Origin of the sequence: Devosia polycyclovorans, assembly GCF_042181575.1 — a bacterium.
In the GTDB taxonomy this organism is placed as follows: Bacteria; Pseudomonadota; Alphaproteobacteria; order Rhizobiales; family Devosiaceae; genus Devosia; species Devosia polycyclovorans.
In genome coordinates, this window is the sequence record NZ_CP170082.1 from 2,206,935 (window position 1) to 2,220,012 (window position 13,078).

A 13,078-nucleotide genomic window follows, 5' to 3' on the forward strand; every position below is an offset into this window, starting at 1 on the left:
ACCAAACTGCAGGTGGCGCTAAGACAATGTGTGGTGGGACGCGGAGTCGGGGACGACGGATGATGGGGGCAAACTGCCCCTTGCATCTGCCGCACTTTCCCATTAGACACGGCGTCGCCTGAAGGGGTTTAGCTCAGTTGGTAGAGCATCGGTCTCCAAAACCGAGGGTCGTGGGTTCGAGTCCCCCAGCCCCTGCCAGGCACTAGAAGCGCAGCTCGTAGAGCATGGCTCCGCTCCGCTTTCCGACAATTCCGGTCTTGATGGCTGCCTTGGCGCGAGTGTGGTTGCACGGCCGCATCTGCGCGTCGGGCCTTCGAAAAAAGAGCCAGTCCCCGGCAGGGGTTGGGAGTGCATGGGATCCGGGGACTGACGTTGGAGGTCGCAGGAGGCAAGTCCTGCGAGTTCAGAAACGCGTTTCCATGCGAATGGTTGCGGGCGCCCGGAGCAAAAGTGCACCGCGCGAATTTCTCCCGTAACAGGACGGCTACCGTTACTCTGCGGCTGCAGGCAGGGCGTCGCTGTGCCGGGCTTTAAGCCTGTTGAGCTGGTGAGCAGCATGGGTGAGCAGGGCGGTGCGGACCTGCTCGTGAGGAACCTTGCCGCAATCGGCCTTCACCGGAAGGTTGAGTCCGTATTCGGTGACATTGCCACGGAACTGCTCGCGAATCCGAACCCGCACAGCGCCCGTGATACGGCCGGGTATGGTGGCATGGGGACCAAAATGCAAAAGTTGGCAGGCAAGGACCTCGAACGACATTGCTCCCTCCAAGAGCGTTGCCACATTCCGGGCACAATCTATCCAACGCTAAGGAAAGCTGGCGTGCAAGGGGGATTCGATCGCAATTTCGGCTTATGCTTTACATGTGATCGGAAATAGGGGGTGTTTCAGCCCGTGATTCCCACGCCAAGCCTGTTGCATTCCACGACCAAAGCCTCTAGATAGCCCGCTCTAGCCGTGCGGGATTCCTGCGCGGCCTTTGGTTTTGCACCAAGACACGAAGTAGATTTGCCCATGGCCCGCACGAACCCAGTACAGTTTTTCCAGCAGGTTCGCTCGGAAGTCAGCAAGGTCACCTGGCCGGGCCGGAGCGAGATCGTGATTTCCACGATCATGGTTCTGGTTCTGGTTATCCTGGCCAGCCTGTTCTTTCTTGCGGCGGATCAGGTCATTTCCTGGCTCGTGTCCTTGATGCTGTCGATCCGCTGATCCGGATCATTATTTAGATATTTGGGAGCGGCGACCCTTTATGGCCAAGCGCTGGTATATCGTGCAGGCGTATTCGAACTTTGAGCGCAAGGTGGCGGAAGATATTCGCCTCAAGGTCGCGCAGAAGAAGCTCGAGCACCTGTTTGAAGACGTGATTGTGCCGACCGAGAAGGTCGTCGAGATCCGTCGTGGCCGCAAGGTCGATGCGGAGCGCAAGTTCTTTCCGGGCTATGTGCTGGTCAAGATGGACATGACCGACGAGGCGTTCCACCTGATCAAGAACACGCCCAAGGTCACTGGTTTCCTCGGCTCGGACAACAAGCCGATGCCGATTTCGGAGAGCGAGGCCATGTCCATCCTGCAGCAGGTGCAGGAAGGTGTGGATCATCCCAAGCCCTCCGTCAGCTTCGAAGTCGGCGAGAACGTTCGTGTTTCGGATGGGCCGTTCGCCAGCTTCAACGGCATCGTCGAAGAGGTGGACGAGGAACGCTCGCGCCTCAAGGTCGAGGTCTCGATTTTCGGTCGCCCCACGCCTGTGGAGCTCGAATACGGTCAGGTCGAAAAGGTCTGATCAAAGCTATCCGGCCTTGGCCGGATAAAACCCGTGGAAGGGGATGGCGCTCTAGCCGGCGTCAGGAAACCGCACCACGGCTTCAACTGCCCATTCGGGCACTAGAGAAGGATGAAAAATGGCTAAGAAGATTACGGGCTATATCAAGCTCCAGGTGCCGGCTGGCTCTGCCACCCCGTCGCCCCCGATCGGTCCGGCGCTGGGTCAGCGCGGTCTGAACATCATGGAATTCTGCAAGGCCTTCAATGCGGCCACGCAGGAGCTCGAAAAGGGCTCGCCGATTCCGACCATCATCACCGCCTATGCCGACAAGAGCTTCACCTTCGAGATGAAGCAGCCGCCGGTGACCTACTTCATCAAGAAGGCGATGAACCTCAAGTCCGGCTCCAAGCTTCCGGGCAAGGAAAGCGCCGGCACCATCACCGAGGCCCAGCTTCGCGATATCGCCGAGAAGAAAATGAAGGATCTCAATGCGGACGACGTTGAATCCGCAATGAGCATGATCGCCGGCTCTGCCCGGTCGATGGGCATTCAGGTCGAGGGCTGATAGAGATGGCAAAGATCGCAAAGAAGGTCGCCGCTGCCCGTGAAGGCATCGACCGCAACAAGCTGTATTCGCTCGAGGAAGCCGTCAAGCTGGTGAAGTCCAAGGCTTCCGCCAAGTTTGACGAGACTGTCGAGATCGCGATGAATCTCGGTGTTGACCCGCGTCACGCCGATCAGATGGTTCGTGGTGTTGTGAGCCTTCCCAATGGCACCGGCAAGACCGTTCGCGTCGCTGTGTTCGCCCGTGGCGCCAAGGCAGACGAAGCCACCGCCGCCGGTGCTGACATTGTTGGCGCTGAAGACCTGCTCGAAACCATCCAGTCGGGCAAGATCGACTTTGACCGCTGCATTGCCACCCCGGACATGATGCCGCTGGTCGGTCGCCTGGGTAAGATCCTGGGCCCGCGCAATCTGATGCCGAACCCCAAGGTCGGCACGGTGACCATGGACGTCAAGGGCGCCGTTGGCGCGGCCAAGGGCGGCGCTGTGGAATACCGCGTCGAGAAGGCCGGTATCATTCACGCCGGTATCGGCAAGGTGTCGTTCTCCGAGGATGCACTGCTGCAGAACATCAAGGCGTTCACCGACGCCGTGCAGAAGTCCAAGCCGGCTGGCGCCAAGGGTACCTATGTCAAGCGGGTGTCCGTGAGCTCCACCATGGGCCCGGGCGTCCACGTCGAGCCGAATACGGCCGTCTAATCCGAATTCCGGGCGGTTCGCCGCCCGGTTTCGCCGTCCCTTAGGGGGCTGCGTTAAGTCCTGTCCGAGACTGCCGGCCGGCATCATGCCGTTAATTCCAGTTCTGGAGCCAGCAATAGACGGGGTGAGACCCAATTCCGGGCCGAATGGCCCAAAGGTTGTGGTTCGAACCTAAGCCAGTTGCCCCTTGCGGGCACTCGGTTGGCAGGCACTAACCGTTGTTCCCCGGCCCAAAGGGCAGGGGGCAGCAATTGGCAATGGTCCCTTGGCGAATGCCCTGGGGCTTATTTGTGGAGACTAGCTTTGGAAAGAGCGGAAAAGCGTGAAGTCGTCGCCTCGCTCCAGGAATCCCTTGCGGGTGCTGGATCGATCGTCGTCGCGCACAATACCGGCCTGACCGTCGCTGCGTTCACTGACCTGCGCGTGCAGGTCAAGAAGGCTGGCGGCAAGGTCAAGGTCGCCAAGAACCGCCTTGCCAAGCTCGCTCTTAAGGAAATCGATGTCGCGGATATCTCGGGCCTGTTTACCGGCCCGACCGTCATCGCCTATGCGGAAGATCCCGTCGCTGCACCCAAGATCGCAGCGGCCTTCGCCGAGAAGAACCAGAAGTTCGTTATTCTCGGTGGTGCCATGGGTACGACCGCTCTGGACGCCGATGGCGTCAAGGCGCTGGCAACCATGCCGTCGCTGGACGAACTGCGCGCCAAGCTCGCAGGTCTTGTCAAGCAGCCGGCAACGAACATCGCTTCCATTCTCGTGCAGCCAGGCGCGGGCATTGCCCGCGTTCTCAAGGCTCACGCCGAAAAGAGCGAAGCGGCGTAAGGCCGTTCCAAACTACCTCAACATTCGAACCCGAACCCAAACTGAAAAGAGTGTAAAATGGCTGATCTCGCCAAACTCGTTGATGATCTCTCGGCCCTGACCGTTCTGGAAGCTTCCGAGCTGTCCAAGATGCTGGAAGAAAAGTGGGGCGTTTCCGCTGCTGCTCCGGTTGCTGTCGCTGCCGCTGCTGGTGGTGGTGCTGCTGCTCCGGCCGCTGAAGAAAAGACTGAATTCGACGTGATCCTCGCCTCCTTCGGCGACAACAAGATCAACGTCATCAAGGAAGTCCGTGGCATCACCGGCCTGGGCCTGGGCGAAGCCAAGGCGCTGGTTGAAGGCGCTCCGAAGGCCGTCAAGGAAGGCGTGTCCAAGGCTGAAGCCGAAGACATCCAGAAGAAGCTGGAAGCTGCCGGCGCCAAGGTCGAACTGAAGTAATTTCAGTTTATGACTTGAAATTTGCGAAATGGCGCTTTATGTGCCATTTCGCTTTTCCGTTTCTGACGGAATGATTCGCTCTGGGCCGATTGGATGGGTCCGGGCCCCAATTTGCGGAAATATATGACGAATTTGGATGTCGCGGGCAGTTTGAAGCCTCTGTTGACCTCGCCGTGGGCTGTCCCTCGTGCGGGGCTTTAGTCGCTGATCACGTGTCTGTGAACCGGCTCATCGGGTTGTGAGCCGGATTCTTGTGCCATCCGCCAAGACCCCGAGAATTGACTAACCAGGCATATATCCCGAGCGCCGACGGCTGATAGTCGGGTCTTTGGATATCTGCCTCCGAGATAAGCGCTTAAAGTAGGAGCTTTCATGGCTACCACGTTCAACGGCCGCCGCAAGGTTCGCAAGTCCTTCGGCTCCATCCGCGAAGTCACGGAGTTGCCCAATCTGATCGAAGTCCAGAAGGCTTCCTATGATCAGTTTCTTCAGGTCGACGAGCCCAAGGGCGGACGTCCTGAGGAAGGGTTGCAGTCCGTGTTCCGCTCGGTGTTCCCCATCACCGACTTCTCGAACACCGCCTCGCTCGAATTCGTGCGCTACGAGTTCGAACAGCCAAAGTACGACATTGATGAGTGCCGTGCGCGCGACATGACCTTCGCTGCCCCGCTCAAGGTGACGCTGCGGCTGATCGTGTTCGAAGTGGACGAAGAAACCGGTGCGCGTTCGGTCAAGGACATCAAGGAGCAGGACGTCTATATGGGCGACATGCCCTTCATGACGCCCAACGGCACCTTTGTCGTCAATGGCACTGAGCGCGTTATCGTTTCGCAGATGCACCGTTCGCCCGGCGTGTTCTTCGACCACGACAAGGGCAAGACCCACTCTTCGGGCAAGCTGCTGTTTGCTGGCCGTATCATTCCCTATCGCGGTTCCTGGCTCGATATCGAGTTCGACGCCAAGGACATCGTCTATGCGCGTATCGACCGTCGCCGCAAGATTCCGGTCACTTCGCTGCTCAAGGCGCTGGGCATGGATGCCGAGGAAATCCTCGACACCTATTACAGCAAGCTGCATTACGAGAAGACCGAGAAGGGCTGGCGCGTCCCCTACGACGCCGAGAAGTGGAAAGGCGCCAAGCCGACCCATGACCTGATCGATGCCAAGACTGGCGACGTGGTGCATGAGGGCGGCAAGAAGCTCTCGGCCCGCCAGGCCAAGAAGCTGGCTGAGAACGGCCTGACCCATCTACTGGCTGTCGATGAAGACCTCTATGGCATGTATGTCGCCGAGGATCTGGTGAATCTCCAGACCGGTGAGATCTATGCCGAGGCCGGCGACGAGCTGGACGAAAAGCTGTTGACCACTCTGGTGGACAAGGGTTTTGACGAGCTGCCGATCCTGGACATCGATCACATCTCGATTGGTGCCTATCTGCGCAACACGCTGGCGATCGACAAGAACGAGACGCGTGAAGACGCGCTGTTCGACATCTATCGCGTGATGCGTCCCGGCGAGCCGCCGACCGTGGAAACCGCTGAGGCGATGTTCCAGTCGCTGTTCTTCGATGCCGAGCGCTACGACCTTTCGGCCGTCGGTCGCGTCAAGATGAACATGCGTCTTGAGCTCGATGCTCCCGACACCATGCGCACCCTGCGCAAGGAAGACATTGTTGAAGTCGTCCGGACCCTGGTCGACCTGCGCGATGGCCGCGGCGAAATCGACGATATCGACAATTTGGGTAACCGCCGCGTCCGTTCGGTCGGTGAACTCATGGAGAACTCATACCGCCTTGGTCTGCTCCGCATGGAGCGTGCCATCAAGGAGCGCATGAGCTCGGTCGAAATCGACACCGTCATGCCGCAGGACTTGATCAACGCCAAGCCGGCTGCCGCCGCGGTGCGTGAATTCTTCGGTTCCTCGCAGCTGAGCCAGTTCATGGACCAGACCAACCCGCTCTCGGAAGTCGCGCATAAGCGTCGTCTTTCCGCGCTTGGGCCGGGTGGTCTTACCCGTGAGCGTGCCGGTTTCGAAGTGCGCGACGTTCATCCGACCCACTACGGCCGTATCTGCCCGATTGAGACGCCGGAAGGCCCCAATATCGGTCTGATCAACAATCTGGCCACCTATGCGCGCGTCAACAAGTACGGCTTCATCGAAACCCCGTACCGCAAGATCGTCGACGGCAAGCTGACCAATGAAGTGGTTTACCTCTCCGCCATGGAAGAGGCGAAGCACTATGTCGCTCAGGCAAACGTGCAGTTTAACGCTGACGGGACCCTGAAGGACGATCTGGTTGTGGCTCGCCACGCTGGCGACAACGGCCTGACGCCCAAGGAAAACGTCGATCTGATGGACGTTTCTCCCAAGCAGATGGTCTCGGTTGCGGCTTCCCTGATCCCGTTCCTTGAAAACGACGACGCCAACCGCGCCCTGATGGGCTCGAACATGCAGAAGCAGGCTGTGCCGCTGCTGCGTGCCGAGGCCCCCTTCGTGGGTACCGGCATGGAGCCCGTCGTGGCCCGTGACTCGGGCGCTGCGATCGTGGCCAAGCGGACCGGTATCGTGGACCAGGTGGATGCGACCCGTATCGTTATTCGTGCGACGGCCGAAACCGATGCGTCGAAGTCGGGCGTCGATATCTACAACCTGATGAAGTTCCAGCGTTCGAACCAGTCGACCTCGATCAACCAGCGCCCGCTGGTGGTGGTGGGCGACCATATCAATGCTGGTGACATCATTGCCGACGGTCCTTCGACCGAACTGGGCGATCTGGCCCTGGGCCGGAACGTGCTCGTCGCGTTCATGCCCTGGAATGGCTACAACTTCGAAGACTCCATCCTCCTGAGCGAAAAGATCGCCATGCAGGACGTCTTCACCTCGATCCATATCGAGGAATATGAAGTGATGGCTCGCGACACCAAGCTTGGTCCGGAAGAAATCACCCGCGATATTCCCAACGTCTCGGAAGAAGCGCTGAAGAACCTGGACGAAGCCGGTATTGTGCATATCGGCGCCGAAGTGCAGCCGGGCGACATCCTCGTTGGCAAGATCACCCCCAAGGGTGAATCGCCGATGACGCCGGAAGAAAAGCTCCTGCGCGCCATCTTCGGTGAGAAGGCCTCTGACGTTCGCGACACCTCGCTGCGCGTGCCCCCGGGCGATGCCGGTACCGTCGTGGAAGTCCGTGTCTTCAACCGTCATGGCATCGACAAGGACGAGCGTGCCATGGCCATCGAGCGCGAGGAGATCGAGCGCCTGGCCAAGGACCGCGACGACGAGCAGTCGATCCTCGACCGCAACGTCTATGCGCGCCTCAAGGAAATGCTGTTCGGCAAGGCCGCAACGGCCGGTCCGAAGGGCTATGTTGTTGGCACCAAGCTCAATGACTCGATCTTTGAAGGTCAGCCCCGTTCGAAGTGGTGGCAGTTTGCCGTCGAGGACGACAAGGTCATGACCGAGATGGAAGCTCTTCATGCGCAGTATGAAGAGAGCCGTCGTCTGCTCGAGCAGCGCTTCATCGACAAGGTCGACAAGCTGCAGCGCGGTGATGAACTTCCGCCGGGCGTGATGAAGATGGTCAAGGTCTTCATTGCTACCAAGCGCAAGATCCAGCCGGGCGACAAGATGGCCGGTCGCCATGGTAACAAGGGCGTGGTCTCGCGCATTGTTCCAGTCGAGGACATGCCGTATCTCGAAGACGGCACTTCGGTCGATATCGTGCTCAACCCGCTCGGTGTGCCCTCGCGCATGAATGTGGGCCAGATCCTGGAAACCCATCTGGGTTGGGCCTGTGCCGGCATGGGTCGCAAGATCGACGAGATGGTTCGCGCCTATCACGCCAAGGGTGACCTGACCCCGCTGCGCGCTGAGATCAACACGCTGTTCGCCAATGACGACACGCTCAATGATCTCGACGACGACAGTCTGGTTCGCCTGGGTGAACACCTTTCCAAGGGCGTGCCGATTGCGACCCCGGTGTTTGATGGCGCCAAGGAAGCCGACATCGTCGTGATGCTGGAGCAGGCGGGTCTGAAGGCCTCGGGTCAGTCGACCGTCTATGACGGCCGTACCGGCGAGCAGTTCGACCGTCAGGTGACCGTGGGCTACATTTACATGCTCAAGCTCGACCACCTGGTGGACAACAAGATTCACGCGCGGTCGATCGGTCCGTACTCGCTCGTCACCCAGCAGCCGCTGGGCGGCAAGGCGCAGTTTGGTGGTCAGCGCTTCGGCGAGATGGAAGTGTGGGCCCTCGAAGCGTATGGCGCTGCCTATACGCTGCAGGAAATGCTCACCATCAAGTCGGACGACGTGGCGGGTCGTACAAAGGTCTACGAGGCCATCGTGCGTGGCGACGACACCTTCGAAGCGGGCATCCCGGAAAGCTTCAACGTTCTGGTCAAGGAAATCCGGTCTCTCGGTCTCAATGTCGAACTCGACATGCGTGAGGACGAGGAACCAGAACAGCAAGATCCGGAGCTCGCACCTCCTCAGGAAGCGGCGGAATAATCCGGCACTTCCAGTTTCCATTCATCACCTCTCCACGGACCCGTTCATCTTCGGGGTCCTGGAGGGGTAGAGGAGAGAATAGATGAACCAGCATTCCCACGTCATGGACCCGTTCAACCCGGCCGTCCCCGTGCAGACTTTCGATCAGATGAAGATCTCGATCGCGAGCCCCGAGAAAATCCTGTCTTGGTCGTATGGCGAGATCAAAAAGCCAGAGACGATCAACTATCGTACGTTCAAGCCTGAGCGCGATGGCCTGTTCTGCGCACGCATTTTTGGCCCCGTGAAGGACTATGAATGCTTGTGCGGCAAGTACAAGCGCATGAAGTTCAAGGGCGTCATCTGCGAAAAATGCGGTGTTGAAGTCACCCTGAGCCGCGTTCGTCGCGAGCGCATGGGTCACATTGAACTGGCTGCGCCCGTTGCTCATATCTGGTTCCTCAAGTCTTTGCCGAGCCGCATTGCGCTGCTGCTCGACATGACCTTGAAGGATATTGAGCGCATCCTTTACTTCGAGAACTATGTTGTTCTTGATCCTGGTCTGACCCCGTTCACGCAGAATGAACTGCTCACCGAAGAGCAGTATCTGGACGCCCAGGACGAGTACGGTGCCGACAGCTTCACCGCCAAGATCGGCGCCGAAGCCATCCGCGAAATCCTGCTCGGTCTCGATCTCGAAAAAATCGCTGCCGATCTGCGCGTGGAAATTGCTGAGGCTACTACTGAGCTTAAGCCCAAGAAGCTCGCCAAGCGCTTGAAGATCGTCGAGCAGTTCATCGTTTCTGGCAACAAGCCCGAATGGATGATCATGACCGTCATACCGGTCATTCCGCCTGAGCTGCGCCCGCTGGTGCCGCTGGATGGTGGCCGCTTTGCGACTTCGGACCTGAACGATCTCTATCGTCGCGTGATCAACCGCAACAATCGCCTGAAGCGCCTGATCGAGCTGCGTGCTCCGGATATCATCATCCGCAACGAAAAGCGCATGCTGCAGGAAGCTGTTGACGCGCTGTTCGACAACGGTCGCCGTGGCCGCACCATCACCGGTGCCAACAAGCGTCCGCTGAAGTCGCTTTCCGACATGCTCAAGGGCAAGCAAGGCCGGTTCCGCCAGAACCTGCTGGGCAAGCGCGTGGACTATTCGGGCCGCTCGGTCATCACCGTGGGTCCGAACCTCAAGCTCCATCAGTGCGGTCTTCCCAAGAAGATGGCGCTCGAGCTGTTCAAGCCGTTCATCTATTCGCGCCTGGAAGCCAAGGGCTTCTCGTCGACCGTGAAGCAGGCCAAAAAGCTGGTTGAGAAGGAAAAGCCGGAAGTCTGGGATATCCTGGATGAGGTGATCCGTGAGCACCCCGTGCTGCTCAACCGCGCCCCGACGCTGCACCGTCTCGGCATTCAGGCTTTCGAGCCCATGCTGATCGAAGGCAAGGCGATCCGTCTGCACCCGCTCGTCTGCTCGGCCTTCAACGCCGACTTCGACGGCGACCAGATGGCTGTGCACGTTCCGCTGTCGCTCGAAGCGCAGCTGGAAGCACGCGTCCTGATGATGTCGACCAACAACATCCTGCACCCCGCCAATGGTCAGCCGATCATTGTGCCCTCGCAGGACATTGTGCTGGGTCTCTATTATCTGTCGCTGATGAACGACAATGAGCCCGGCGAGGGCATGGCTTTTGGTTCCTATGCGGAACTGGAGCATGCCATCGACAACAAGGTCGTTACCCTCCACACCAAGATCAAGGCACGCGTTCCGGCTTGGGATGCGGATGGCAAGCAGATCACCGAGATTGTGGAAACGACCCCGGGCCGTATGCTGATCGGCCAGATCCTGCCGATCAACCCGGCAGTGCCGTTCTCGACGGCCAACCAGCTGATGACCAAGAAGATGATCTCCAAGATGATCGACACCGTGTATCGCGGTTGCGGTCAGAAGGAGACGGTCATTTTCTGTGACCGTGTCATGCAGCTTGGCTTCAAGAACGCTTGTGACGCTGGCATTTCGTTCGGTAAGGACGACATGGTTATTCCGGCGTCCAAGTACACGATCGTGGAAGACACGCGGAAGCAGGTCGAAGAGTTCGAGCAGCAGTACAATGACGGCCTGATCACTCAGGGCGAAAAGTACAACAAGGTCGTGGACGCCTGGGCCAAGTGTGGCGACAAGGTTGCCGAAGAGATGATGGACGCCATTCGTACCGTCCAGATCGACGAGGAAACCAAGCGCCAGAAGCCGATCAACTCGGTTTACATGATGAGCCACTCGGGTGCCCGTGGTTCGCCGGCCCAGATGAAGCAGCTTGCCGGCATGCGCGGCCTGATGGCCAAGCCGGACGGTTCGATCATCGAGACGCCGATTACTGCGAACTTCAAGGAAGGCCTGAACGTGCTGGAGTACTTCAACTCCACTCACGGTGCTCGTAAGGGTCTGGCTGATACCGCGCTGAAGACTGCGAACTCGGGCTATCTGACCCGTCGTCTGGTGGACGTGGCGCAGGACGCGATCATCGTGTCCGAAGACTGCGGCACCGAGCGTGGCCTGACCATGGAGCCGATCGTGGACGCCGGTCAGGTTGTGGCCTCTCTGGGTCAGCGCATCCTGGGTCGCACGACGGCCGACGATGTGTTCCACCCGATTTCGGGCGATCTGATCGCGCCGAAGGGCACTCTGCTCGAAGAGAAGCATGTCGACGTGATCGAAGAGGCCCGCATCCAGTCGGTCCGTATTCGCTCGCCGCTAACCTGTGACATGCGTCAGGGCTGCTGCGCGGCCTGCTATGGTCGTGACCTTGCACGCGGTACTCCGGTCAATATCGGTGAAGCTGTCGGCGTTATCGCTGCGCAGTCGATCGGTGAACCCGGTACCCAGCTCACCATGCGTACCTTCCACATTGGTGGTACCGCACAGGTGGTGGACTCGTCCTTCCTCGAGGCTGGTGCCGAGGGCAAGATCGCAGTGCGCAATCCGAACCTGGCAACCGTCGAAGGTGGCAAGCAGGTCGTGATGGCCCGTAACGTGTCGCTGGCGATCGTTGACGCTGACGGCAAGGAACGCGCTACTCACAAGGTGACCTACGGCTCCAAGCTGCTGATCAAGGAAGGCGACAGCGTCCGCCGCGGTCAGCGTCTGGCCGAATGGGATCCGTACACCCGTCCGATCCTCGCCGAAGTCGAGGGCGAAGTGGTGTTCGAGGACCTGGTGGACGGCGCTTCGGTGGCAGAAAACACCGACGAGGCAACCGGCTTCACCAAGCGCGTGGTCATCGACTGGCGCGGCAATCAGCGTGGTGAAGGCCTCAAGCCTGCCCTCGCGATCGGTCGCGGCGGTTCGATTGCCAAGGTCGAGCGTGGTGGCGATGCCCGCTACCTGCTCTCGGTCGATGCGGTCATCGCCGTCGAGCCGGGCGAGAAGGTTGCACCGGGTGACGTCCTCGCGCGTATTCCGCTCGAAAGCGCCAAGACCAAGGACATCACCGGCGGTCTGCCGCGTGTGGCCGAGCTGTTCGAAGCCCGTCGTCCGAAGGATCACGCCATTATCGCCGAGATCGATGGTACCATCCGCTTCGGTCGCGACTACAAGAACAAGCGTCGCGTCATCATCGAGCCGACCGAGGACGGTGCTGATCCGGTCGAATACCTGATCCCGAAGGGCAAGCCGTTCCATCTGCAGGAAGGCGACACCATCGAGAAGGGCGAATACATCCTGGACGGCAATCCGGCTCCGCATGACATCCTTGCCATCAAGGGCGTCGAGGAACTGGCGCGCTATCTCGTCAATGAGATCCAGGAGGTCTATCGCCTGCAGGGCGTGCTGATTAACGACAAGCACATCGAGGTGATTGTTCGCCAGATGCTGCAGAAGGTCGAAATCGTGGAACCCGGCGAATCCGGTCTGCTCAAAGACGAGCAGCTCGACAAGCTGGACTTCGACGAGCTCAACGATGCGCTGATTGCCGAAGGCAAGAAGCCGGCAACGGCGAACCCCGTGCTGCTGGGCATCACCAAGGCCTCGCTGCAGACGCGTTCGTTCATCTCGGCCGCTTCGTTCCAGGAAACCACGCGCGTCCTCACCGAGGCCGCAGTTTCCGGCAAGGCCGACCTGCTCGAGGGACTCAAGGAGAACGTCATCGTCGGCCGCCTGATTCCGGCCGGTACTGGTGCCGGTCAGTCCAAGGCCAAGCAGATTGCTGCCAAGCGTGACGACCTCATTCTTGAGGAACGCCGTCGTCAGGCAGAGACTGTGCAGATCGCGGCACCCGCTGCCGAGTAACGGATCCACGATGCAAGAA

General features: G+C 59.5%; 9 protein-coding genes and 1 tRNA gene. 9 read left to right on the forward strand and 1 reads right to left on the reverse strand.

Annotation, left to right across the window (positions count from 1 at the left end; all coding sequences use genetic code 11):
- Positions 1-122 precede the first annotated feature (122 nt).
- Positions 123-198, forward strand: a tRNA-Trp gene (locus ACE4RL_RS11035).
- 292 nt (positions 199-490) lie between these two features.
- Here ACE4RL_RS11035 and ACE4RL_RS11040 read toward each other — a convergent pair.
- Positions 491-757 carry a hypothetical protein gene (locus ACE4RL_RS11040; RefSeq protein ID WP_375597202.1) on the reverse strand — a complete coding sequence of 89 codons (267 nt, stop codon included), beginning with the start codon at positions 755-757 and terminating at the stop codon, positions 491-493.
- A 255-nt stretch (positions 758-1,012) separates the two neighbouring features.
- Between ACE4RL_RS11040 and secE the strand changes: the two genes are divergently transcribed.
- The 8 genes from secE (at position 1,013) to rpoC (ending at position 13,059) form a co-directional block, all read left to right on the forward strand.
- Positions 1,013-1,207: a preprotein translocase subunit SecE gene (gene secE, locus ACE4RL_RS11045; protein WP_375597203.1), complete on the forward strand. Its 195-nt coding sequence runs from the start codon at positions 1,013-1,015 to the stop codon at positions 1,205-1,207.
- A 40-nt stretch (positions 1,208-1,247) separates the two neighbouring features.
- On the forward strand, positions 1,248-1,778 hold the full coding sequence (gene nusG, locus ACE4RL_RS11050) for a transcription termination/antitermination protein NusG (protein ID WP_375597204.1): 531 nt from the start codon (positions 1,248-1,250) through the stop codon (positions 1,776-1,778).
- 118 nt (positions 1,779-1,896) lie between these two features.
- Positions 1,897-2,325 (forward strand): 50S ribosomal protein L11, encoded by a 429-nt coding sequence (gene rplK / locus ACE4RL_RS11055; RefSeq protein WP_375597205.1) that lies wholly within the window; start codon positions 1,897-1,899, stop codon positions 2,323-2,325.
- Between the two features lie 5 nt (positions 2,326-2,330).
- Entirely contained in the window at positions 2,331-3,023 is a 693-nt protein-coding gene (gene rplA / locus ACE4RL_RS11060; protein WP_375597206.1) for a 50S ribosomal protein L1, read from the forward strand.
- Between the two features lie 303 nt (positions 3,024-3,326).
- Complete coding sequence (rplJ, locus tag ACE4RL_RS11065) at positions 3,327-3,845, forward strand: 50S ribosomal protein L10 (RefSeq protein WP_116588559.1); 519 nt, start codon at positions 3,327-3,329, stop codon at positions 3,843-3,845.
- 57 nt (positions 3,846-3,902) lie between these two features.
- Positions 3,903-4,280 carry a 50S ribosomal protein L7/L12 gene (gene rplL, locus ACE4RL_RS11070; protein WP_375597207.1) on the forward strand — a complete coding sequence of 126 codons (378 nt, stop codon included), beginning with the start codon at positions 3,903-3,905 and terminating at the stop codon, positions 4,278-4,280.
- A gap of 372 nt (positions 4,281-4,652) precedes the next feature.
- Positions 4,653-8,792: a DNA-directed RNA polymerase subunit beta gene (gene rpoB / locus ACE4RL_RS11075; RefSeq protein ID WP_375597208.1), complete on the forward strand. Its 4,140-nt coding sequence runs from the start codon at positions 4,653-4,655 to the stop codon at positions 8,790-8,792.
- Positions 8,793-8,874: 82 nt separating this feature from the next.
- Positions 8,875-13,059 carry a DNA-directed RNA polymerase subunit beta' gene (gene rpoC, locus ACE4RL_RS11080; protein WP_375597209.1) on the forward strand — a complete coding sequence of 1,395 codons (4,185 nt, stop codon included), beginning with the start codon at positions 8,875-8,877 and terminating at the stop codon, positions 13,057-13,059.
- Positions 13,060-13,078 lie beyond the last annotated feature (19 nt).

Excerpts from the sequence above, each read along its gene's own strand:
- secE (WP_375597203.1), top strand. The coding sequence starts at position 1,013 with ATGGCCCGCACGAACCCAGTACAGTTTTTCCAGCAGGTTCGCTCGGAA.
- rplL (WP_375597207.1), top strand. The coding sequence starts at position 3,903 with ATGGCTGATCTCGCCAAACTCGTTGATGATCTCTCGGCCCTGACCGTT.
- rpoB (WP_375597208.1), top strand. The coding sequence starts at position 4,653 with ATGGCTACCACGTTCAACGGCCGCCGCAAGGTTCGCAAGTCCTTCGGC.
- rplA (WP_375597206.1), top strand. The coding sequence starts at position 2,331 with ATGGCAAAGATCGCAAAGAAGGTCGCCGCTGCCCGTGAAGGCATCGAC.
- ACE4RL_RS11040 (WP_375597202.1), bottom strand. The coding sequence starts at position 757 with ATGTCGTTCGAGGTCCTTGCCTGCCAACTTTTGCATTTTGGTCCCCAT.
- rplK (WP_375597205.1), top strand. The coding sequence starts at position 1,897 with ATGGCTAAGAAGATTACGGGCTATATCAAGCTCCAGGTGCCGGCTGGC.
- nusG (WP_375597204.1), top strand. The coding sequence starts at position 1,248 with ATGGCCAAGCGCTGGTATATCGTGCAGGCGTATTCGAACTTTGAGCGC.
- rpoC (WP_375597209.1), top strand. The coding sequence starts at position 8,875 with ATGAACCAGCATTCCCACGTCATGGACCCGTTCAACCCGGCCGTCCCC.